Source organism: Inquilinus sp. (assembly GCF_039594555.1).
Lineage (GTDB): Bacteria > Pseudomonadota > Alphaproteobacteria > DSM-16000 > Inquilinaceae > Inquilinus.
This window is the reverse complement of the sequence record NZ_JBCNNF010000087.1, coordinates 1-19,502: the sequence shown is the minus strand read 5'-3', so window position 1 is coordinate 19,502 and position 19,502 is coordinate 1. Positions and strand designations below refer to the sequence as shown.

At 69.2% G+C, this 19,502-nt stretch carries 17 protein-coding genes; 9 read left to right on the top strand and 8 right to left on the bottom strand.

Annotation, left to right across the window (positions count from 1 at the left end; all coding sequences use genetic code 11):
• The first annotated feature begins 245 nt into the window (after positions 1–245).
• Complete coding sequence (locus tag ABDW35_RS11975) at positions 246–1,010, top strand: SDR family oxidoreductase (protein WP_343714098.1); 765 nt, start codon at positions 246–248, stop codon at positions 1,008–1,010.
• A 278-nt stretch (positions 1,011–1,288) separates the two neighbouring features.
• Here ABDW35_RS11975 and ABDW35_RS11970 read toward each other — a convergent pair whose 3' ends face one another.
• The 5 genes from ABDW35_RS11970 to ABDW35_RS11950 are packed head-to-tail and all read right to left on the bottom strand — an operon-like array spanning position 1,289 to position 6,410.
• On the bottom strand, positions 1,289–2,044 hold the full coding sequence (locus ABDW35_RS11970) for an ABC transporter ATP-binding protein (RefSeq protein ID WP_343714097.1): 756 nt from the start codon (positions 2,042–2,044) through the stop codon (positions 1,289–1,291).
• On the bottom strand, positions 2,041–2,907 hold the full coding sequence (locus tag ABDW35_RS11965) for an ABC transporter ATP-binding protein (RefSeq protein WP_343714096.1): 867 nt from the start codon (positions 2,905–2,907) through the stop codon (positions 2,041–2,043). The genes ABDW35_RS11970 and ABDW35_RS11965 overlap by 4 nt, the downstream gene beginning before the upstream one ends.
• Positions 2,897–3,793 carry an ABC transporter permease gene (locus ABDW35_RS11960; protein WP_343714095.1) on the bottom strand — a complete coding sequence of 299 codons (897 nt, stop codon included), beginning with the start codon at positions 3,791–3,793 and terminating at the stop codon, positions 2,897–2,899. The genes ABDW35_RS11965 and ABDW35_RS11960 overlap by 11 nt, the downstream gene beginning before the upstream one ends.
• Complete coding sequence (locus ABDW35_RS11955) at positions 3,793–4,818, bottom strand: ABC transporter permease (RefSeq protein ID WP_343714094.1); 1,026 nt, start codon at positions 4,816–4,818, stop codon at positions 3,793–3,795. Before ABDW35_RS11955 ends, ABDW35_RS11960 begins: the two co-directional genes overlap by 1 nt.
• Positions 4,815–6,410, bottom strand: a complete 1,596-nt coding sequence (locus ABDW35_RS11950) for an ABC transporter substrate-binding protein (RefSeq protein WP_343714093.1) — start codon at positions 6,408–6,410, stop codon at positions 4,815–4,817. The genes ABDW35_RS11955 and ABDW35_RS11950 overlap by 4 nt, the downstream gene beginning before the upstream one ends.
• 135 nt (positions 6,411–6,545) lie before the next feature.
• Here ABDW35_RS11950 and ABDW35_RS11945 point away from each other — a divergent pair, with 135 nt between their 5' ends.
• From ABDW35_RS11945 to kdgD, 3 genes are all read left to right on the top strand, one after another.
• The gene (locus ABDW35_RS11945) at positions 6,546–7,301 is read left to right on the top strand and encodes a FadR/GntR family transcriptional regulator (RefSeq protein WP_343714092.1); all 756 of its coding nucleotides are present in this window, start codon (positions 6,546–6,548) and stop codon (positions 7,299–7,301) included.
• Between the two features lie 91 nt (positions 7,302–7,392).
• A complete protein-coding gene (locus tag ABDW35_RS11940) occupies positions 7,393–8,388 on the top strand; it encodes a mannonate dehydratase (protein ID WP_343714091.1) in 996 nt (331 codons plus the stop codon).
• A 20-nt stretch (positions 8,389–8,408) separates the two neighbouring features.
• Positions 8,409–9,314: a 5-dehydro-4-deoxyglucarate dehydratase gene (gene kdgD / locus ABDW35_RS11935; protein ID WP_343714090.1), complete on the top strand. Its 906-nt coding sequence runs from the start codon at positions 8,409–8,411 to the stop codon at positions 9,312–9,314.
• A 7-nt stretch (positions 9,315–9,321) separates the two neighbouring features.
• Here kdgD and ABDW35_RS11930 read toward each other — a convergent pair whose 3' ends face one another.
• From ABDW35_RS11930 to ABDW35_RS11920, 3 genes are read right to left on the bottom strand one after another with little or no spacing between them, the layout of a single operon-like run.
• Positions 9,322–10,203 (bottom strand): SMP-30/gluconolactonase/LRE family protein, encoded by an 882-nt coding sequence (locus tag ABDW35_RS11930; RefSeq protein ID WP_343714089.1) that lies wholly within the window; start codon positions 10,201–10,203, stop codon positions 9,322–9,324.
• A complete protein-coding gene (locus tag ABDW35_RS11925) occupies positions 10,200–11,111 on the bottom strand; it encodes an NAD(P)-dependent oxidoreductase (RefSeq protein WP_343714088.1) in 912 nt (303 codons plus the stop codon). Before ABDW35_RS11925 ends, ABDW35_RS11930 begins: the two co-directional genes overlap by 4 nt.
• 3 nt (positions 11,112–11,114) lie before the next feature.
• Entirely contained in the window at positions 11,115–11,849 is a 735-nt protein-coding gene (locus ABDW35_RS11920) for a FadR/GntR family transcriptional regulator (RefSeq protein WP_343714087.1), read from the bottom strand.
• A 268-nt stretch (positions 11,850–12,117) separates the two neighbouring features.
• Between ABDW35_RS11920 and ABDW35_RS11915 the strand changes: the two genes are divergently transcribed.
• The 5 genes from ABDW35_RS11915 (at position 12,118) to ABDW35_RS11895 (ending at position 19,392) form a co-directional block, all read left to right on the top strand.
• Entirely contained in the window at positions 12,118–14,073 is a 1,956-nt protein-coding gene (locus ABDW35_RS11915) for an ABC transporter substrate-binding protein (RefSeq protein WP_343714086.1), read from the top strand.
• 228 nt (positions 14,074–14,301) lie between these two features.
• A complete protein-coding gene (locus ABDW35_RS11910) occupies positions 14,302–15,288 on the top strand; it encodes an ABC transporter permease (protein WP_034830932.1) in 987 nt (328 codons plus the stop codon).
• 11 nt (positions 15,289–15,299) lie between these two features.
• Positions 15,300–16,424 carry an ABC transporter permease gene (locus ABDW35_RS11905; protein ID WP_343714085.1) on the top strand — a complete coding sequence of 375 codons (1,125 nt, stop codon included), beginning with the start codon at positions 15,300–15,302 and terminating at the stop codon, positions 16,422–16,424.
• Positions 16,425–16,438: 14 nt separating this feature from the next.
• A complete protein-coding gene (locus ABDW35_RS11900; protein ID WP_343714084.1) occupies positions 16,439–18,175 on the top strand; it encodes an ABC transporter ATP-binding protein in 1,737 nt (578 codons plus the stop codon).
• On the top strand, positions 18,172–19,392 hold the full coding sequence (locus ABDW35_RS11895) for a mandelate racemase/muconate lactonizing enzyme family protein (RefSeq protein ID WP_343714083.1): 1,221 nt from the start codon (positions 18,172–18,174) through the stop codon (positions 19,390–19,392). Before ABDW35_RS11900 ends, ABDW35_RS11895 begins: the two co-directional genes overlap by 4 nt.
• The last annotated feature ends 110 nt before the right edge of the window (positions 19,393–19,502 follow it).

The window sequence follows — 19,502 nt, the reverse complement described above, 5'->3', positions numbered from 1 at the left end:
CTAAGCAGGGTGATGCCGGGTCACGCGGGCGTTGCCTCTCCCGCTTGCGGGAGAGGTCGGAGACGCGAAGCGGCTCCGGGTGAGGGGAGTTTGTCGAGGTCTGGGCCAGCCCTCACCCGGTCGTCCTTCGGACGCCCGACCTCTCCCGCGTCCGGCGGGAGAGGTTACGCAATGACGCCTGGCATCGCCTCGCGCTTTGGCGCGGCACTGCCCGAAATGATCTGACTTCTAGCGGGAAGCTTCTCATGACCCAGGATTTCACTGGCCGGACCGTGATCGTCACCGGCGCGGCGCACGGCTTCGGCCGGGCCATCGCCGCCGCCTTCGCCGGGCGCGGCGCCAAGGTCTGGGCCTGCGACGTGCTGGCGGCCGAGCTGGCCGAGACCGGGCGGCTGATCGGGGCGGAGGGGGCGGTGCGCGCCGTCGACGTCACCGACCGCGGCGCGGTGCAGGCGCTGGTGGCGGAGGCCGAGGCGGCGTCGGCCACCGGCGCGGTCGACGTGCTGGTCAACAATGCCGGTGGCGTGCTGGGCCAGGTCGGCCGGCCGATCGAGGAGATCGGGCCCGAGGCCTGGCAGGGCATCTTCGACGTCAACCTGTCCGGCGCGTTCTGGTGCGCCCAGGCGGTCGCGCCCGGCATGAAGCGCAAGGGCGGCGGCCGCATCGTCAACATCTCCAGCGGCGCCGGGCTCGGAATCAGCCTGACCGGGATCCAGGCCTATGCCAGCGCCAAGGCCGGGCAGATCGGCCTGACCCGGCAGCTGGCGCATGAGCTGGGGCCCTGGGGCATCACCGTGAACAATGTCGCGCCCGGCTTCGTCCGCTCCAACCCGACGACGGAGCGGCAATGGGAGGCGATGGGCGAGGCCGGGCAGGCGCGGCTGATGAACGCCATCGCGCTGCGCCGCCTGGGCACGGTCGAGGACATCGCCAACGCCGTGCTGTTCTTCGCCTCCGACGCTGCCGGCTGGATCAGCGGCCAGGTGCTCAGCGTCGACGGTGGGAAGTAGGGCCGGGGCCACCCCGGTCGAGACCTTCTCAGAGCTCGATCGTCAGAACCGGCCCGCACCTTCCACTCTCCCTCTCCCGGAAGGGGATCTTTTCAGAATACCCAACACCGTCATTGCAAGCGCAGCGAAGCAATCCAGGGGCCGGTGCGCACCGGCCCCTGGATTGCTTCGTCGGCTTCGCCTCCTCGCAATGACGGCGAAGGGCGGGTGATGTGAAAAGGTCCCTCAAGGGGGGAGGATAGAAGGGACAAGCCGGCCCAAGCGGCGGTGTTCTGATGTCACAGGAAGCTGTTGGCGATCAGCTCCCGCGTGTAGGGGGCCTCGACGCTGCGGGCGCGCAGCGCGTCGGCCGCCAGCTCCTCGACCACGGCGCCGTCCTTCATCACCAGCACCCGGTCGCACATCTGGCCGACCACGGCCAGGTCGTGGCTGACGAAGACATAGGTCAGCCGGTGCTCCTCGCGCAGCGCCATCAGCAGGTTCAGGATCTCCGCCTGGATCGAGACGTCGAGGGCGGAGGTCGGCTCGTCCAGCAGTACGATCGGCGGGCGCAGGGCCAGCGCCCGGGCGATGGCCACACGCTGGCGCTGGCCGCCCGACAGCTCATGCGGATAGCGGTCGGCGAAGCGGGCGGGCAGGCCCACCCGCGCCAGGGCGCCGGGCACATGGTCCCAGGGATCCGGCAGGCCCATGGCGATCAGCGGCTCGGCCAAGGCGCGGCCGATGCTGTGCCGCGGATGCAGCGACCCGTAGGGGTCCTGGAACACCATCTGCACCCGGGCCAGCTCGTCACGGCGGCGCTTCGGCCCGACCGGATGGCCGGCCAGCTCGATCCGCCCGGTCCAGCGTTGCTCCAGTCCGGCGAGGGAGCGCAGCACGGTCGACTTGCCGCAGCCGGATTCGCCGACGATGCCCAGCGCGCCGCCGGGCTCAACCGCGAAGGACACGCCCTTCACCGCATGCGCGGTGCCGCGGCGGGACTGGAAGCGGACGTCGAGATCGACAGCCCGGACCATGGCGTCGTCGGCAGTCATCGGGCGGCCTCCTCGAAGGCGGCGAGGCCGGCGCGGTCGATCACCGGCAGACGGTGCGGCCGCGGACCGTCGAAGCCGGGCATCGAGGCGATCAGGCCCCGCGTGTAGGGATGCGCGGCGTCGTCGAGCGACCGCAGCTCTTCGACCACCCGTCCGGCATACATCACCAGGATGCGGTCGCAGAAGCGCGCCACCATGCGGATGTCATGGCTGATCAGGATCAGGCCGGAGCCGTTCTCGCGCACCAGCCCGTCCAGCAGGGTCAGCACGTCCTGGCGCACACTGACGTCGAGCGCCGAGGTCGGCTCGTCGGCGATCACCAGCTTCGGCTTGTTCAGCAGCATCATCGCGATCATGGCGCGCTGGCCCATGCCGCCGGAGATCTCGTGCGGGTACAGGCCCATGGTCCGCTCCGGATCGCGGATGCGGACATGGCCCAGCATCTCCAGCGCCGCCTTGCGCGCCGCCCGCGACCCCAGCTTCAGATGCACCCGCGCCGATTCCGCGATCTGCGCCCCGATCGGCTTCACCGGGTTCAGCGAGTAGCGCGGGTCCTGCAGGATCAGGGCCATGTCGCGGCCGCGGATCCGGGTCAGCTCGCGCTCGGGCAGCGCCAGCAGGTCGCGGCCGGCGAAGCGCAGGGCGTCGGCCCGCACCTGCGCGCCCTTGGGCTGCAGCCGCATGATGGCGCGCCCGGCCGTCGATTTGCCGGAGCCGGATTCGCCGACGATGCCCAGCCGCTCGCGGCCCAGCGCGAAGCTGACGTCGCGCACCGCCCGGACCTCGTAGCGGCCATGGCCGAAGGTCACGGACAGGTTGTCGACCTGCAGCATCGGCCCATTGTTCGGGACTTCAGCGGGCATGGCGGGGGTCCAGCACGTCGCGCAGGGCGTCGCCGAGCAGGTTGAAGGCCAGGCTGGTGGCCAGGATCGCCAGGCCGGGCATCACCGAGACCCACCAGGCGTCGAGCATGAACTTCCGGCCGCTGGAGATCATCGCCCCCCATTCCGGCGCCGGGGGCTGGGCGCCGAGGCCGAGGAAGCCGAGGCCGGCCGCGGTCAGGATCACCCCGGCCATCGACAGGGTCAGGCGCACGATCACCGAGGGGATGCACATCGGCATGACGTAGAGCGCGATCAGGCGCAGATGCGAGGCGCCGTAGAGCCGCGCCGCGGCGATGTATTCGGCCTGCCGCACCACCAGCGTCTCGGCCCGCGCCAGCCGGGCGATCGACGGCCAGGCGGTCAGCGAGATGGCGACGATCGCGGTGCCCAGGCCGGCGCCCAGCGCCGCGGCGAAGGCCAGGGCCAGCACCAGCGACGGGAAGGACAGGACGATGTCGGTCGCCCGCATCAGCACGGCATCGACCCGGCCGCCGCAATAGCCGGCGATGACGCCGATCAGCAGGCCGATCGGGCCGATGATCAGCGTCACCGTGCCGACGATCTGCAACGTGATCCGGCTGCCCCAGACCAGGCGGCTGAAGATGTCGCGGCCGAGTTCGTCGGTGCCGGCGAGATGCTCCCAGTCCGGCCGCTGCAGCACGTTGTTCAGGTTCTGCACCGTCGGGTCGTAGGGCGCGATCCAGGGCGCCAGGGCGGCGACCACGACCAGGAGGCCGATCACGGCCAGCCCGGCCATGCCCAGTTTCTCGCGGCGGAAGCGGCGGATCTGGGCCGACCAGGCGCCGCCGGCGGCCGGTTCCGCCGCGGCGGGCGCCATCGGCTGCTGGGCCTGCATCGACGACATCAGCGCGCCTCCCGCGTGCGGGGGTCGAGCGCCAGATAGGCGGCGTCGGCCAGGAGGTTGAGGATCATGAAGATCAGCCCGATCAGCAGGGTGCAGGCCAGGATGGCGTTCATGTCGCCGATCATCAGCGCGTTGGTCATGTACTGGCCGATGCCGGGCCAGGAGAACACGATCTCCACCAGCACCGCCCCCTCCAGCAGGTGGCCGTAGGAGATGGCCAGGATGGTGACCAGCTGCACCGCGATGTTCGGCAGGATGTGGCCCCAGACCACGGCCGGCAGGCGCAGCCCCTTGGCCCGGGCGGCGATGATGTAGTCCTGGCCCAGCTGCTCCAGCGTGAAGCTGCGGGTCATGCGCACGATATAGGCCATCGCGGCATAGGCCAGGATGCAGGCCGGCAGGATCAGGTGGCCGAGGGCATTCCAGAAGATCTCGTGCTCGCCGGCCAGCAGGCTGTCGATCAGGATGGCGCCGGTGCGCGGCTCGACGATGCCCTCGTAGAACACGTCGATCCGGCCCGGCCCGTCAACCCATTGCAGCCCGGCATAGAACACGATCAGCCCGACGATGCCGAACCAGAACACCGGCAGGGAATGGCCCAGCAGGGCGATCACCCGGGCGACCTGGTCCAAGAGTGTGTCGCGGTGCAGCGCCGCCAGCAGGCCCAGCGGCACGCCGACGACGACGCTGAGGATGATGGCGAGCGTCGCCAGCTCCAGCGTCGCCGGGAAGGCGGCGGCCAGGTCCGACACCACGGAATTGCCGGTCAGCACCGCGGTGCCCAGGTCGCCATGCAGCAGGTTGGTCAGGTAGACCCAGAATTGCTGCGGGATCGGCAGGTCCAGCCCCATCTTGGCCCGCATCGCGGCATAGGCCTGCGGGTCGGCCAGCTCGCCGACGATGGCGCCCACCGGATCGGACGGCATCAGCCGCCCGATCACGAAGGTGAGGCACAGCAGGACGAACAGGCTGAGCAGCAGGCCGAACAGCCGGCGCAGCAGCTTCAGGGGCAGGTCGCGGGTCATTCGGCCTTCTTCTTGACGCTGTCCAGCCGGACACCGCGGAAGCCCTGGCCGACGAAGTTCTCGACATTGGCCGAGACCACGACGGGCGAGAACCGCTCGAACATCGGCAGGATGGCCGGGCCGCTGGCCAGGAACTGCTTCTGGATCTCGGTGTACAGCGCCTCGCGCTTGGCCCGGTCGGGCTCGCCGCGGGCCTGCACCGTCAGCTTGGTCAGCTCCGGGATGTCCCAGGCCGACCGCCAGGTGAAGTAGCCGGAATTGCCGTTCGGGCTGTTGTCGGGATTGTACGTGAAGTTCTGCAGCGACCCGATCGGATCCGCCATGTTGCCGCCGCCGGTCAGCGGCATCAGCAGGTCGAACTCGCGGGCGCGGTGGGCGGCGATGATCTGGCTGCCATTGCCCTGCTCGATCGACACCTTGATGCCGATCTGGGCCAGCGATGCCTGGATGGCGGTGGCCAGGTCGACGCGCGGGGTCTCGGCGATGGTCTTCAGCACCAGCGGGAAGCCGTCCGGGAAGCCGGCCTTGGCCAGCAGCTCCTTGGCCTTGGCGACGTCCAGCGTGTAGCCGGGGTCGGGCAGGGCGGTCGGATAGTTCTCCGGCACCGGCACCTGGCGGACACGGCCATAGGGCCCCATGATCGTCTTCTGCATGCCGGCATAGTCCAGGCCCCAGGCGATGGCGCGGCGGACGTCCGGATTGGCCAGGTACTGGTTCTGGGTGTTCATCGCCAGCACGTAGAAGCCGCCGGTCGGCACCCGCTGGGTGACGAAGCCGGCCTTGCCGTCGAAGGCGGCGATGTCGGAAGCCGCCAGCGCCGTGGCGACGTCGATGTCGCCGCGCTCCAGCAGCAGGCGCTGCACCTGGCTTTCCGCGACATGGCGCAGCACCACCCGCTTCATCGCCGGCGCGCCGCCCCAGAAGGCGTCGTTGCGGTCCATCAGGATGATCTCGTTCGGCGACCAGCGCTTCAGCACGAACGGGCCGGACCCGGCCGAATTGGCGCGCAGCCAGGCATTGCCGAAATCGTTGTTGGCCTCGTGCTTGGTCGCCTCGGTCTTGTCGATCACGGCGCCGTTATTGCCGGACAGGGCGAACAGCACGAATTCGGCGATCGTGCCTTCCGGCAGGCCCAGGCGGAAGGTCTTCGGGTCGACCACCTGGAGGAAGTCGTCGATGTTCTTCTCGTCGTAGCCATAGGGCTTCCACAGCGAGGCGGCGGCCTGGTTCAGCTTCATCATCCGCCGCAGCGACCAGGCGGCGTCCTCCGCCGTCACCGGGTTGCCGCTGGCGAATTTGGCGTCGCGCAGGTGGAAGGTGATCGACTTGCCGTCGATGTCCCAGCTCTCGGCCAGCTGCGGCACCAGCTTGGTGGCGTCGTTGGGGTCGGTCGACACCAGCCGGTCATAGATGTTCGAGGTGATGATCCAGGAGCCGGACTCGGTGGCCTGGCCGGGATCGAGCGACAGCACCTGCGCCAGCGACGCGCCGATCACCAGCTGGTCGACCGGCGTTTTGGCCTCCGCGCCGCCGCCCCAGGCCGGCGCCAGCGCCACCGCCAGGGCCAGCAGCCCGTTTCTCCATCTCCCCATGGCGTCTGTCTCCCCGATTTTAGTATGATGTCTGTTGTATGATGACTTATCATCGGCTTCCTTGACTTCGCAAGGGTCAAATGTGTGACTGCCGACGGAGGAGCAGCGGCGTGCCCCAGACGGAACGGAGGAGCGGTGTCCAACCCCATCAGAGTCGAAGCGGGCGGGCTTGACGCAGGCGCGCCGCGCCGCCGCGAGAAGCTGGCTGTCGCCGTGGTCGACGCCCTGCGCCACCGCATCGCCAACGGCGCGCTGCCTGTCGGCTCGCAGCTGCCGACCGAGCAGCGCCTGATCGAGGAGTTCAACGTCAGCCGCACCGTGGTGCGCGAGGCGATCGCCGAACTGCGCGCGCGGGGGCTGGTCGAGCCGCGCCAGGGCGTCGGGGTGTTCGTCGTGCCGTCGGTCGAGCCAGCGCCCGGCCTCCTGTCCGGCGACTTCACCCGGCTGTCGGAAGTCCTTGAATTGCTGGAATTCCGCATGGGCGTGGAGATCGAGGCGGCGGGCCTGGCCGCGCTGCGCCGGTCGTCGCGGCAGGAGGCGGAGATCCTGCTGGCGCATGAGCGGGTGATCGCCGCGGTCGACAGCGGCGGCAGCGCGGTCGATGCCGATTTCGCGCTGCACCTCGCCATCGCCGCGGCCACCAACAACCACTTCTACAGCGACGTGCTGACCTATCTCGGCCAGCGCACCATCCCGCGCAGCCGGCTGGGCGATTCCGCCGAGGCGACGACCGCCTATCTGCGCAAGGTGATCGCCGAGCATGCCCGGATCATCGAGGCGATCGAGCGCCAGGACGCCGACGCCGCGCGGCTGGCGATGCGCCACCACCTGACCGAAAGCCAGCGCCGCTACCGCGGCCTGGGCGGGTTGCCGGCCGACTCCGCCTCCTGATCGCCGGAGGCCGCGTTCCGGCTTGTCATCAGTCGTATGATGTCATATTAGCTGATCGACCAACGAAGCCGATCGCGGGGAGGGTGCGGGCATGTATCTCGGAACGCAGAACGGGGTTCGCGATGATGACGATCTGAGGGTTTTGGCTCAGCTCGGCGTTCGCCACCTGAACGACAATCCGCCCGGCAACCCGCATGACTGGTCGTTGGACGTGCTGCTGCGGCACCGCGAGAAGATCGAGAGCTTCGGCCTGGTGCTGGACATGGTGCAGCTGCCGCTCGGCTCGCGCCCGATCGAGGAATCGCACAGCCCGGCCATCCTGTCGGCCGGGCCGGACCGCGACCGCCAGATCGACTCGATCTGCCGCCTGATCGAGAACATGGCCCGGGCCGGCATTCCGGCCGCCAAGTACAACCTCAACATCATCGGCATCCCGCGCACGCCGGACGAGCCGGGGCGCGGCGGGTCGATGAACGCCTCCTTCCGCTGGGACAAGGCCGACCACGACGCGCCGCCGACCCTGGTCGGCACCCTGTCCGAAGACGAGAACTGGGAGCGCATCGACTATTTCCTGGAGCGGGTGGTCCCGGTGGCCGAGGCGAACAAGGTGCGCCTGGCCTGCCACCCGCACGACCCCTACACGCCGCCCGGCTATCGCGGTGTCACCCGGGTGCTGGGCACGGTCGAGGGGCTGAAGAAGTTCGTGCAGATGCGCGAGAGCCCGTATCACGGCCTGAACTTCTGCCAGGGCACGGTCGGCGAGATGCTCGACAACCCGCGCGACGAGATCGACGACGTGATCCGCTGGTTCGGCAGCCGCGGCAAGATCTTCAACGTCCATTTCCGCAACATCCGGGGGCGCAAGCTCTCCTTCATGGAGACGTTCCCGGAGGAGGGCGACATGGATATGTGGCGGTCGATCAAGCTCTACGCCGAGCTCGGCTACCCCTACATGATCATGCCGGACCATGTGCCGACGATCAGCGGCCGCGACCCCGAAGGCGTCGCCTTCGCCTTCGTCTACGGCTACATCGCCGCCCAGCTCGAGGCGGTGAGCCAGCTCTACCCCGGGTCCGTGACCCGCTGACCCGACCCAACGAGGCCCCGATGGATCCGCAGCAGCTGAAGGGAGCCCTGTCCGCCGGGCTCCTGTCCTTCCCCGTGACCCATTTCGATGCCGGGTTCGAGTTCGACCGCGCCGGCTACGAGGCGCATGTCGGCTGGCTCGGCGGCTTCGACGCCGCGGTGCTGTTCGCCGCCGGCGGCACCGGCGAGTTCTTCTCCCTGACCCCGACGGAGGTGCCGGAGGTGGTGCGGGCGGCCAAGGCCGCGGCGGGCGCGACGCCGATCGTCTCCGGCTGCGGCTACGGCACCCGCATCGCGGTCGAGATCGCGCGTGGCGCCGAGGCTGCTGGAGCCGACGGCATCCTGCTGCTGCCGCCCTATCTGATGACGGCGGAGCAGGCCGGGCTGTATGCCCATGTCAAGGCGGTGTGCGACGCGGTCGGCATCGGCGTCATCGTCTACAACCGTGACAATGCGGTGCTGCAGGCCGACACCATCGCCCGGCTCTGCGATGCCTGCCCGAACCTGGTCGGCTTCAAGGACGGCCACGGCCAGGTCGACCTGGTGCTGGAGATCACCCGCCGCATGGGCGACCGCCTAGCCTATATCGGCGGCATGCCGACGCATGAGGTGTTCGCGGCGCCGTACTTCGCCGCCGGTGTGACCACCTATTCCTCGGCCGTGTTCAACTTCGTGCCGGAGCTGGCGCAGCGCTTCTACCGAGCCCTGCGCGGCGGCGACACGGTCACGACCGACGCGCTGCTGCGCGATTTCTACTACCCACTGCTGGCGATCCGGAACCGCGGCAAGGGCTATGCGGTGTCGATCATCAAGGCCGGGCTGGCGGTGATGGGCCGGTCCGCCGGGTCGGTGCGCCCGCCGCTGACCGACCTGAAGCCGGAGGAGATGGCGCAGCTGCGCGACCTCCTGGCCCGGCACGCGGCCTGAGGCCCGGTCAGGCGTCCCGGAACCGCCAGGCGGGGAAGCCGGCCACCGGCGCCGCGGCGGCCAGCAGGCTGCCGGAGCGCGGCACGCGGTCCAGCACCTCCGGCGGGTGGGCGCCGCGCAGGCTGGTCAGGTACAGCGTGCGGTAGTCCGCGCCGCCGAAGCAGGGCATGGTCGGGGAGGGCACGGGGACCGGGAACGACTCCATCAATTGCCCGTCGGCCGAGAAGCGGTTCAGCCGCCCGGCGGAGACGCCGGCGCTCCAGTAGAAGCCCTCGGCATCGCAGCTGCCGCCATCCGGACGCCCGGTCGCCTCGTCCAGCGTGGCGATCCGGGTCCGGTCCGACATCGCGCCGGTGTCCGGGTCGAAGCGCCAGCGGTCGATCCACGGGCCGCGGGAATCGGTGTGGAACATGGTGGCGCCGTCGGCGGTCCAGGCCAGTCCGTTGGAGACGGTCAGCCCCTCGACCTTGCGCTCCACCCGGCCCGACGGGTCGACGCGATACAGCGCCGCGATCGGCTGCCGCTGCGGCCGGTCGTCCATGGTGCCGACCCAGAAGGCGCCATCCGGCCCGACGCGGCCGTCATTCAGCCGGGTCTCCGGCCGATCCGCCTCGACCGTGCACAGATCCTGCCGCTCGCCCGTCTGCGGGTCGAACAGGATCACCCGGTCGCGCAGCGCCACCACCAGCCGGCCGGACGCGGCGAGGCCCAGCGAGCCGACCGCGCTCTCGAACCGCCAGGACCGGCGCTGCCTGGTCGGCAGGTCGACGGCATAGACCAGGCAGCCCGGAATATCGACGAAGTAGAGCTGCCGGGTTGTCTCGTCATAGACCGGGCTTTCCCCGACCCCGCAGGCGACGTCGGCGACGACAGTGAAATCCAGGGTCATGAGGCATCTCCGGAGGATGAGGTTCGCCAGAACCGGCGGCGGCGCACGGCGCCGTCATGGCCCAACGCGCAGAAGCCGGCGCCCTGGAAATGATCGGTCACCTGGGGCAGGGGCGACGGCTTGGGCTGGAAGGCCTCGGGCGCCGCGAAATCGATGGTGCGATCCTGCGGCCGGTAGCCCAGCGCGGCGGCCACCGAATTGTCCCACCAGGTCGCGTCGGTGCCGGAGACGCCGTAGACGGTGGTGCAGTCGATGTCCGGATGCTCCAGCCCGATCAGCACCAGCTGGGCCAGGTCGCGCGGGCTGATCCACACGGCCAGGCCGCGGGGGTCGACGGGCCGTTCGCCGGCATTGCCGATGCGGATCGCCAGGGTGCGCAGGCCCGCCTTCTCGAAATAGACCCCGGCCTCCAGCTCACCCCAGCATTTGCTGAGACCGTAGAGCCCGTCCGGCCGCATCTGGTCCTCGACCCCCACCCGGGCGTCGCGCGGATAGAAGCCGGTGACATGGTTGCTCGACGCCAGCACCACCCGGCCGATGCCGGCGCGGACCGCGGCCTCGTAGACATTGTGCGTGCCCAGCACATTGACCCGCAGCATGTCCTCGGCTGCGCGCTCATTCGGGTAGCCGGCGAAATGGACGATGGCGTCGGCGCCCTCGACCGCCGCGGTCAGCGCTGCCAAATCGGTGATGTCTACCTCCGCCCAGCTCTCATGTGCCGCCAGCTCGCCCGGATCGGCGAGGTCGAGGATGCGCACCGCGCCGATGCGGCCGGCCAGCGCCCGGCGCAGCACCCGGCCGACATTGCCCGACCCGCCGGTCAGGACGATCGACTTGGCGGAGGACAGGGACGCAGCGTCGCCGGTTCCGGCTGGGCTGCTGCTGCCGGGCGGGGCGGGTGGGGTCACGATTCACACTCCTTCGAACATCCGCTGCCGGGCATTCAGCACGTGCCGGCGCATGGCCTCCGCCGCGGCGCCGGCGTCCCGCCGGCGGATCGCATCCACGATCGCGACATGCTCGTCCTGCACGGCGCGGATCCGCTCCGGCGTCCGCATCCGGCTGAGATGGCGCGTGATGTTCATGCCGACGGCGATGTGCGAGGCCAGGGAGGACTGGACGGCGACATGATAGGGGTTGCGGGTCGCCCGGGCGATCGCCTCATGGAAGCGCTGGTCCTCATCGGCCCCCAGCTCGCCATTGCCCAGGCAGCGCTCCAGCGCCTCCAGCGCGTCCTCGATCTGCTTCAGGTCGGCCGGCTCCCAGCGCTCGGCGGCCAGGGAAGCGGCGACGGATTCGAGGCCGGCGCGGAACTCGAAGCAGCGCTGGACGTCGGCCAGCGAGCGCACCTGGGCGAAGCGCAGCACCGCCAGGTCCGGCTGTCGCCGGACATAGGAGCCGGAGCCCTGGCGCGAGACCACCAGCCCGTCCTGCCGCAGCCGGCCCAGCGCCTCGCGCACCACCGGGCGGGAGGCGCCGAAGCGTTCCGACAGCTCGGCCTCCGACGGCAGGCGGCTGTTCAGGGCGAAGTCGCCTTGCGCGATCAGGGTGACGATGCCGTCATAGACGACCTCGCTCAGCCGCGCCGGGGCGCCGCCGTCGCGGGGCAGGAGGCCGATCCCGGTGTCGCCCTCTGTGCCGCTCATCCCGCCGTCCCCCGACCCGCAAGTTGTCAAGATTGATCACGATACCATCCGTTCCAGCCTGATACCGATATCCGTCGCAGCCGGTCGGATTCCACGACTCTTTCTGGTGTTTGCGCTGCAGCAGGATCGAGCGACAGAAAACGTCCGAGAGAAGGCCGGCGCGGTTGTGATTTGTCAATATTTGTAATATGACCGGAGCGGCAAAGGAAGCGGATCGGCACGCATGGCGAAGCCGGCTCCGACACGCCGCACAGGGGAGGATCCAGGAATGGACGAGAAGCTCAGCGCCTCACCGCATGTGTTCGCCCGACGCATGGTTCTGAAGGGGCTGGCCGGTGTGGCGGCGATGCCGCTGGCGGTCCGGCTGGCCCATGCGCAGGCCGCCAAGGGCGAGGCGCCCGGCCTGGCGCAGCTGGTCAAGGACGGCAAGCTGCCGGCACTGGCCGACCGGCTGCCGGCCAGTCCGCTGGTGGTGCAGCCGCTGACCAAGGTCGGCACCTATGGCGGCACGCTGCATCGCGGCCTGCGCGGTTCCAGCGACCACAACGGCATCCTGCGCGTGGTCGGCAATCAGAGCCTGGTGCGCTGGGACCTCGGCTTCACCAAGGCCTTGCCGAACCTGGCGGAGAGCTGGGACGTCAACCCCGACGGCACCGAGTTCGTGTTCCATCTGCGCAAGGGCACCAAGTGGTCCGACGGCCATCCCTTCACCGCCGATGACATCGTCTTCTCGATCGAGGACTGCGCCAAGAACACCGAGCTCTACGGCTCGGTCCCGTCGCAGCTGACCATCGCCGGCAAGCCGGTGGTCGTGACCAAGGTCGACGATTTTACGGTGAAGTTCACCTTCGCCGCCCCCTATGCCACCTATCTTGAGACGCTGGCGACGCCGCTGGGCCAGCACCCGACGCTGTTCGCCAAGCACTACGCCAGCCAGTTCCACCCGAAGTACAACGACAAGGTCGGCGACCTGGTGAAGCAGGCCAACCTGCAGAAATGGACCGACCTGTTCCGGGCCAAGAACGGCGACATCGAGATCCCGCAGCGCTGGGGCAACCCGGAGAAGCCGACGCTGGACCCCTGGGTGGTGGTCGAGCCCTATGTCGGCGGCGCCACCCGCGTGGTGATGAAGCGCAACCCGTATTTCTGGCAGGTCGATACCGAGGGCAACCAGCTGCCCTATATCGACGAGCTGTATTTCGGCATCTCGCAGGACGTCGAATCGCTGCTGCTCGACGCCATCTCCGGCAAGCTCGACATCCAGGAGCGGCACATCAACCTGCTGCAGAACAAGCCGACCCTGTCGCAGAACAGGGAAAAGGGCGGCTACCGGCTGATCGAGCTGGAACCGTCGGCGGCGCAGCAGTGCCAGATCTATCTGAACATGTGCCACAAGGACCCGAAGCTGAAGGCCTTCTTCGCCAACAAGGAGGTGCGGCAGGCACTGTCGCTGGGCATCGACCGGGGCGAGATCATCGAGCTGGTCTATTTCGGCCAGTCGGAGCCGTACCAGGCCGGGCCGCGGCCGGGCCATCCCTGGTACCACGAGACGCTGGCCCGGCAGTTCACTGATTTCGACGCCGACAAGGCGAACGCCATGCTCGACAAGGCGGGCTACGACAAGAAGGGCGCCGACGGTTTCCGCCAGCACCCGGACGGCAGCAAGATCTTCTTCTCGATCGACGTCATCCCGACGCTCTACGCCGACCTGGTCGACGTGCTGGAGCTGGTGAAGCGCCACTGGGTCGGCATCGGCATCGACATCAAGGTCAACACCATCGAGCGGGCGCTGTACTACACCCGCGGCGACAGCAACGACCATGACGCGCAGGTGTGGCCGGGCCCGGGCGGGCTGGACCCGATGTTCGACCCGCGCGACTTCTTCGCCCAGCACCCGCAGGGGTCGCGCTACGCCATTCCCTGGACGCTCTGGTATGTCTCCAACGGCCAGTCGGGCGAGGAGCCGCCGGAGAGCCAGAAGCAGCGCATGAAGCTGTTCGACGAGGCGCGCAGCACCTCCGACCTCGACAAGCGGGCCGCGACCATGAAGCAGCTGCTGGACCTGACCGCCGAGGCGTTCGAGACGGTGGGCATCTGCCTCGCCGTCAACTCCTTCGGCGTGGTCAAGACCAACCTGATCAACGCGCCGGAGAAGGAGCCGGATTCCTGGACCTGGCCGAACCCTGGCCCGGCCATGCCGCAGCAGTTCTTCTTCACGAGCTGAGGGGCTCGCGGACCAGAGAATCGATGAGCCAACCCTAAGCTGTCATTGCCGGGCTTGACCCGGCAATCCAGGGGCCACCGGGAACCGCCCCGGAAAGCCCCTGGATCCCCGGGTCAAGCCCGGGGATGACACGTCGGAAAAAGCACTCTCGTTTGCAGCATCAATTCGCGAACCAGTCCTGACGGTCTTCCTCCCGCCGCTCAGCGTCCGCATCGAGGAGAGCCCCGGATGCTCCGCTTCATCGCCAAGCGCCTGCTGTGGATGGTGCCCGCGCTCTTCGCGGTCAGCTTCCTCGCCTTCGTCCTGATCCAACTGCCGCCCGGCGACTTCGTCACCAGCTACATCGCGACGCTGGCCAGCTCCAACGAGATCGTCGACCAGAACGCCGCGGCGGCGCTGCGCGAACGCTTCGGCCTGAACGACCCGATGCTGGTGCAGTATGGCAAATGGATCGTCGGCATCCTCACCCGCGGCGATTTCGGCCTGTCCTTCGAATGGCAGCAGCCGGTCAGCGACCTGATCTGGGAGCGGATGGCCCTGACCCTGGTCCTGACCCTCGCCACCCTGATCGCGACCTGGGCCATCGCCCTGCCGATCGGCGTCTATTCCGCGGTGCGGAAATACTCGATCGGCGACTACATCGTCACCACCATCACCTTCGCCGGGCTGGCCATCCCGTCCTTCCTGCTGGCGCTGGTGCTGATGTATGTCGCCGCCATCGAGTTCGGGCAGGACGTCAGCGGCCTGTTCTCGCCGGAATTCGAGAAGGCGCCCTGGAGCATCGCCAAGACCTGGAACCTGCTGCAGCATCTGTGGATCCCGGTGCTGATCCTGGCCGTCTCCGGCACCGCCAGCCTGATCCGGGTGATGCGGGCGAACATGCTGGACGAGATCCACAAGCCCTATGTCACCACCGCCCGCGCCAAGGGCCTGTCCGAGTTCCGGCTGCTGCTGAAATACCCGGTGCGGGTGGCGCTGAACCCGTTCATCTCCACCCTGGCCTGGCTGCTGCCGAACCTGGTCTCCGGCTCGATCGTGGTGGCGATCGTGCTGAACCTGCCGACCGCGGCGCCGCTGCTGCTGCAGTCGCTGATGGCGCAGGACATGTACCTGGCCGGCGCCTTCGTGCTGCTGATCTGCGCCCTGACGCTGATCGGGTCCCTGATCAGCGACATCCTGCTGGCGCTGGTCGACCCGCGCATCCGCCTCGAATAGCCGGAGGGTTCATGACCGACCTCGCGACCGCCGCGCCCGCCGGCCAGCTCGCCGTCGCCTCGCAATGGCAGCTGATCTGGTGGGCATTCCGCCGCCACAGGCTGGCCATGGCCTCGCTGGTGATCGTGATCATCCTCTATGTGGTCGCGGCCGTGCCCGGGTTCTTCGCCATCAACGATCCCAGCCAGCAGAACGCCCGCGCCGCCTTCCACCCGCCACAGGGGATCCACCTGTTCGACCGGGCCGAGGGTGGCGGCCTGCAGGTCGGCCTGTACTTCCACCCGCACAAGCTGACCCGGGACCCGGAGACGCTGGCCGCGGTCTACAAGGAGGACCCGGCCCGCAAGGTCGGCATCTCGCTGTTCGGCCGCGGCTACGCGTATTCGGTGCTGGGGCTGTTCACCACCGACATCCACCTCATCGCCTCGGCCGACCCGAAGCAGCCGCTGTTCCTGTTCGGCACCGACCGGCTCGGCCGCTGCGTCTGGAGCCGGATCATGCAGGGCGCCCAGATCTCGCTGTCGGTCGGCCTCGTCGGCGTGTTCCTGTCGCTTGCCATCGGCCTGATCCTCGGCGGCATCTCCGGCTATTACGGCGGCAAGCCGGATTTCGTGATCCAGCGGGTGATCGAATTCGTGCTGGCCCTGCCGACGATCCCGATCTGGCTGGCCATGGCCGCGGCCCTGCCGCAGGACTGGCCTGCCATCACCCAGTACTTCATGATCACCGTGATCCTGTCGCTGACCGGCTGGGCCCAGCTGGCCCGTGTCGTCCGCGGCCGGTTCCTGTCGCTCCGGACCGAGGAGTTCGTCACCGCCGCCCGGCTCGACGGCTGCGGCGAGGGGCGGATCATCTTCCGGCACATGATGCCGAGCTTCCTCAGCCACATCATCGCCTCGGTGACCCTGGCGATCCCGGCCATGATCCTGGCCGAGACGGCGCTGTCCTTCCTCGGCCTCGGGCTGCAGCCGCCGACCATCTCCTGGGGCGTGCTGCTGCGCGAGGCGCAGAACATCCGGTCGATCGCCACGGCCCCCTGGCTGTTCGCGCCCGGCGCCTTCGTGGTGGTCGCGGTGATGGCGCTCAACCTGCTCGGCGACGGCCTGCGTGACGCGGCCGATCCCTACAACAAGTGATGGCGGAGCGCTCGATGACGAACCCTCCGGCCGCCCCCGTGCCGTTCCCGGGCCGCCCCAAGCCCGTCCTGGCGGTGCGCGACCTGGTGACCCATTTCCCGACCCGCGCCGGGCTGGTCAAGGCGGTGGACGGCGTGTCCTTCGCGGTCGAGCGCGGCAAGACCCTCTGCGTCGTCGGCGAGAGCGGCTCGGGCAAGAGCGTCACCGCCCGTTCGATCCTGCAGATCGTCGACCAGCCCGGCCGCATCGTCTCCGGCGAGATGGTGCTGAACCGGGCCGACGGCAGCAGCGTCGACCTGGCGAAGCTGCATCCGCGCGGCCGGGCCATCCGCCGGGTGCGCGGCCGCGAGATCGCGATGATCTTCCAGGAGCCGATGTCGTCGCTGTCGCCGATCCACACGGTCGGCGACCAGATCATCGAGGTGCTGCGCCTGCATCTCGGCCTCGGCAAGGCCGCAGCCCGGGCGCGGACGATCGAGCTGCTGAAGCAGGTCGAGATCCCGCGGCCGGAGCGGGCGATCGACCGCTACACCTTCGAGTTCTCCGGCGGCATGCGCCAGCGCGCCATGATCGCCATGGCCCTGGCCTGCAACCCGCAGCTGCTGATCGCCGACGAGCCGACGACGGCGCTGGACGTCACCACTCAGGCCGAGATCCTGGACCTGATCAAGCGGCTGCAGGCCGAATACGGCATGGCGGTTCTGTTCATCACCCATGACATGGGCGTGGTGGCCGAGATCGCCGACGACGTGCTGGTGATGTATCACGGCAAGGTGGTGGAGCACGGGCCGGTCGACCGCATCTTCCACGCGCCGCAGGAGCCCTACACGAAGATGCTGATCGGCTCGGTCCTCAAGCTCGAGGACAAGGCCGAGATCCGGCTGAAGCGTCCGCCGCTGCCGGCCGACCGCCCGCCGGTGGTCGAGGTCGAGGGCCTGCGCATGCAGTTCGGCACCGGCAGCGCCGCCTTCGCCGCCGTCGACGGCGTGTCGCTGCAGGTGAGGGCAGGGGAGACGCTGGGCATCGTCGGCGAATCCGGCTCCGGCAAGACCACGATGGGGCGTTGCCTGCTGCGGGTCTATGACCCGACCGGCGGCGCCATCCGCTACCGCCGCGCCGACAATTCGGTGGTCGACCTGGCCAAGGCCGACAAGCCGACGCTCGCCTCCTGCCGGCGCGAGATCCGGATGATCTTCCAGGACCCGGTCTCCTCCCTCAACCCGCGCATGACCGTGGCCCAGGTGATCGGCGAGCCGTTGCTGGTCAACGGCATCGCCAGGGGCAAGGAGCTGGACGAGCGCGTCGCCGGGCTGATGCGCCAGGTCGGGCTCGAACCGGCCTGGCGCGAGCGCTATCCGCATGCCTTCTCCGGCGGCCAGCGCCAGCGCATCGGCATCGCCCGCGCCATCGCGCTGAACCCTCGCGTCATCGTCGCCGACGAGGCGACCTCGGCGCTCGACGTCTCGCTGCGCTTCCAGGTGCTGGACCTGCTGCTGAAGCTGCAGGACGAGCTGGACCTCGCCTACATCTTCATCAGCCACGACATCGGCGTGATCCGCTACATGTGCGACCGCGTCGGGGTGATGTATCGCGGCCGGCTGGTCGAGATCGGCGAGGCCGAGGCCGTGTGCGAGGCGCCGGCCCATGACTACACCAGGGCGCTGATCTCCGCCGTGCCGCGGCCCGACCCGCGCCGCCGCAGCATCCACAACCGCATCCGGTATACCGAAGAGCGGAGCCTCGCCCGATGAAGATCACCGACATCCGGACCTTCCTGATGCAGGCGGGGCCGCCGGATCCCGACAAATGGGCGACGGATGGCCGGCTCGGCGAGGCGGCGATCGCGGAGGGCAAGCTCGGCGGCTTCCGCAACTGGCTGTTCGTGAAGGTCTATACCGACGCCGGCATCGTCGGCATCGGCGAATGCTCCGGCTGGCCGCGGGTGATCGAGACCGCGGTGCAGGACCTGAAGGCCCTGCTGATCGGCGAGGACCCGACGCATATCGAGCGGCTGTGGCAGAAGATGCAGGTCGCGACGATGGGGCACGGCATGCTCGGCACCGTCGGCGCCGGCGCCATGACCGGCATCGATGTCGCGCTGTGGGACATCAAGGGCAAGGCGCTGGGCGTGCCGGTATGGAACCTGCTCGGCGGCAAGATGCGCGACCGGATCCCGATCTACTCCCACGCCAACACGGCCGAGGCGGCGCTGGCGGTGAAGAGCCACGGCATCCGGACGATCAAATGCGGTGGCGTCGCCGACCCGGTGCGCAAGGTGGCGACGCTGCGCGAGGCGGTGGGCGACGAGGTCGACATCGCCATCGACCTGCACGGCCCGCCCTGGCTGACCCCGGCCGACGCGGCGCGGCTGGCGCGGGCACTCGAACCCTACAACCTGCTGTGGATCGAGGACCCGATCGCACCCGACAATCTGGACGGCTACAAGCGCATCCGCGACGCCGCCCATGTGCCGCTGGCGGCGGGCGAGCGCATGGCGACGATCTTCGGCGAGCGCGAGCTGATCGAGCGCGAGCTGGTCGACGTCATCCAGCCCGACACCGGCCGGGCCGGCGGCCTGACCCAGATGAAGAAGATCGCGGCGATGGCGGAGGCGCATCACATCATGATGGCGCCGCATTCCGGCTCGCTCGGCCCCGTCGCCGAATATGCGGCGCTGCATCTGCTGGCCGCGATCCCGAACGCGCTGATCCTGGAGCGGCTGGACGCCGACTGGCCCGGCCGCGCCCGGACCGTGGTGCCGCATCCGCTGCAGGAAGGCGGCTCGATCGCCGTGCCTGACGCGCCGGGCCTGGGCTGCGACATCGACGAGGATTTCGTCGCGCGCTTCCCGAGCGAGCGCAACGTCGCCGTCCCCGGCTCCGACCGCTCCTACGCGCCGGGCACCCACCAGGAGCACGTGTACGTCCAGACAAGGCTGCGGCGGGCGCCGTATTTCAGCGGGCGGTGAAGCCCAGATGCCAGCGACCCCATGACTTGGTCGTCATCCCGTGCGCGCTGCGGCGCGAAGTGCCGCTGCGCAGACACGGGATCTCGGTGCGGTCATCAAGAGATCCCGGG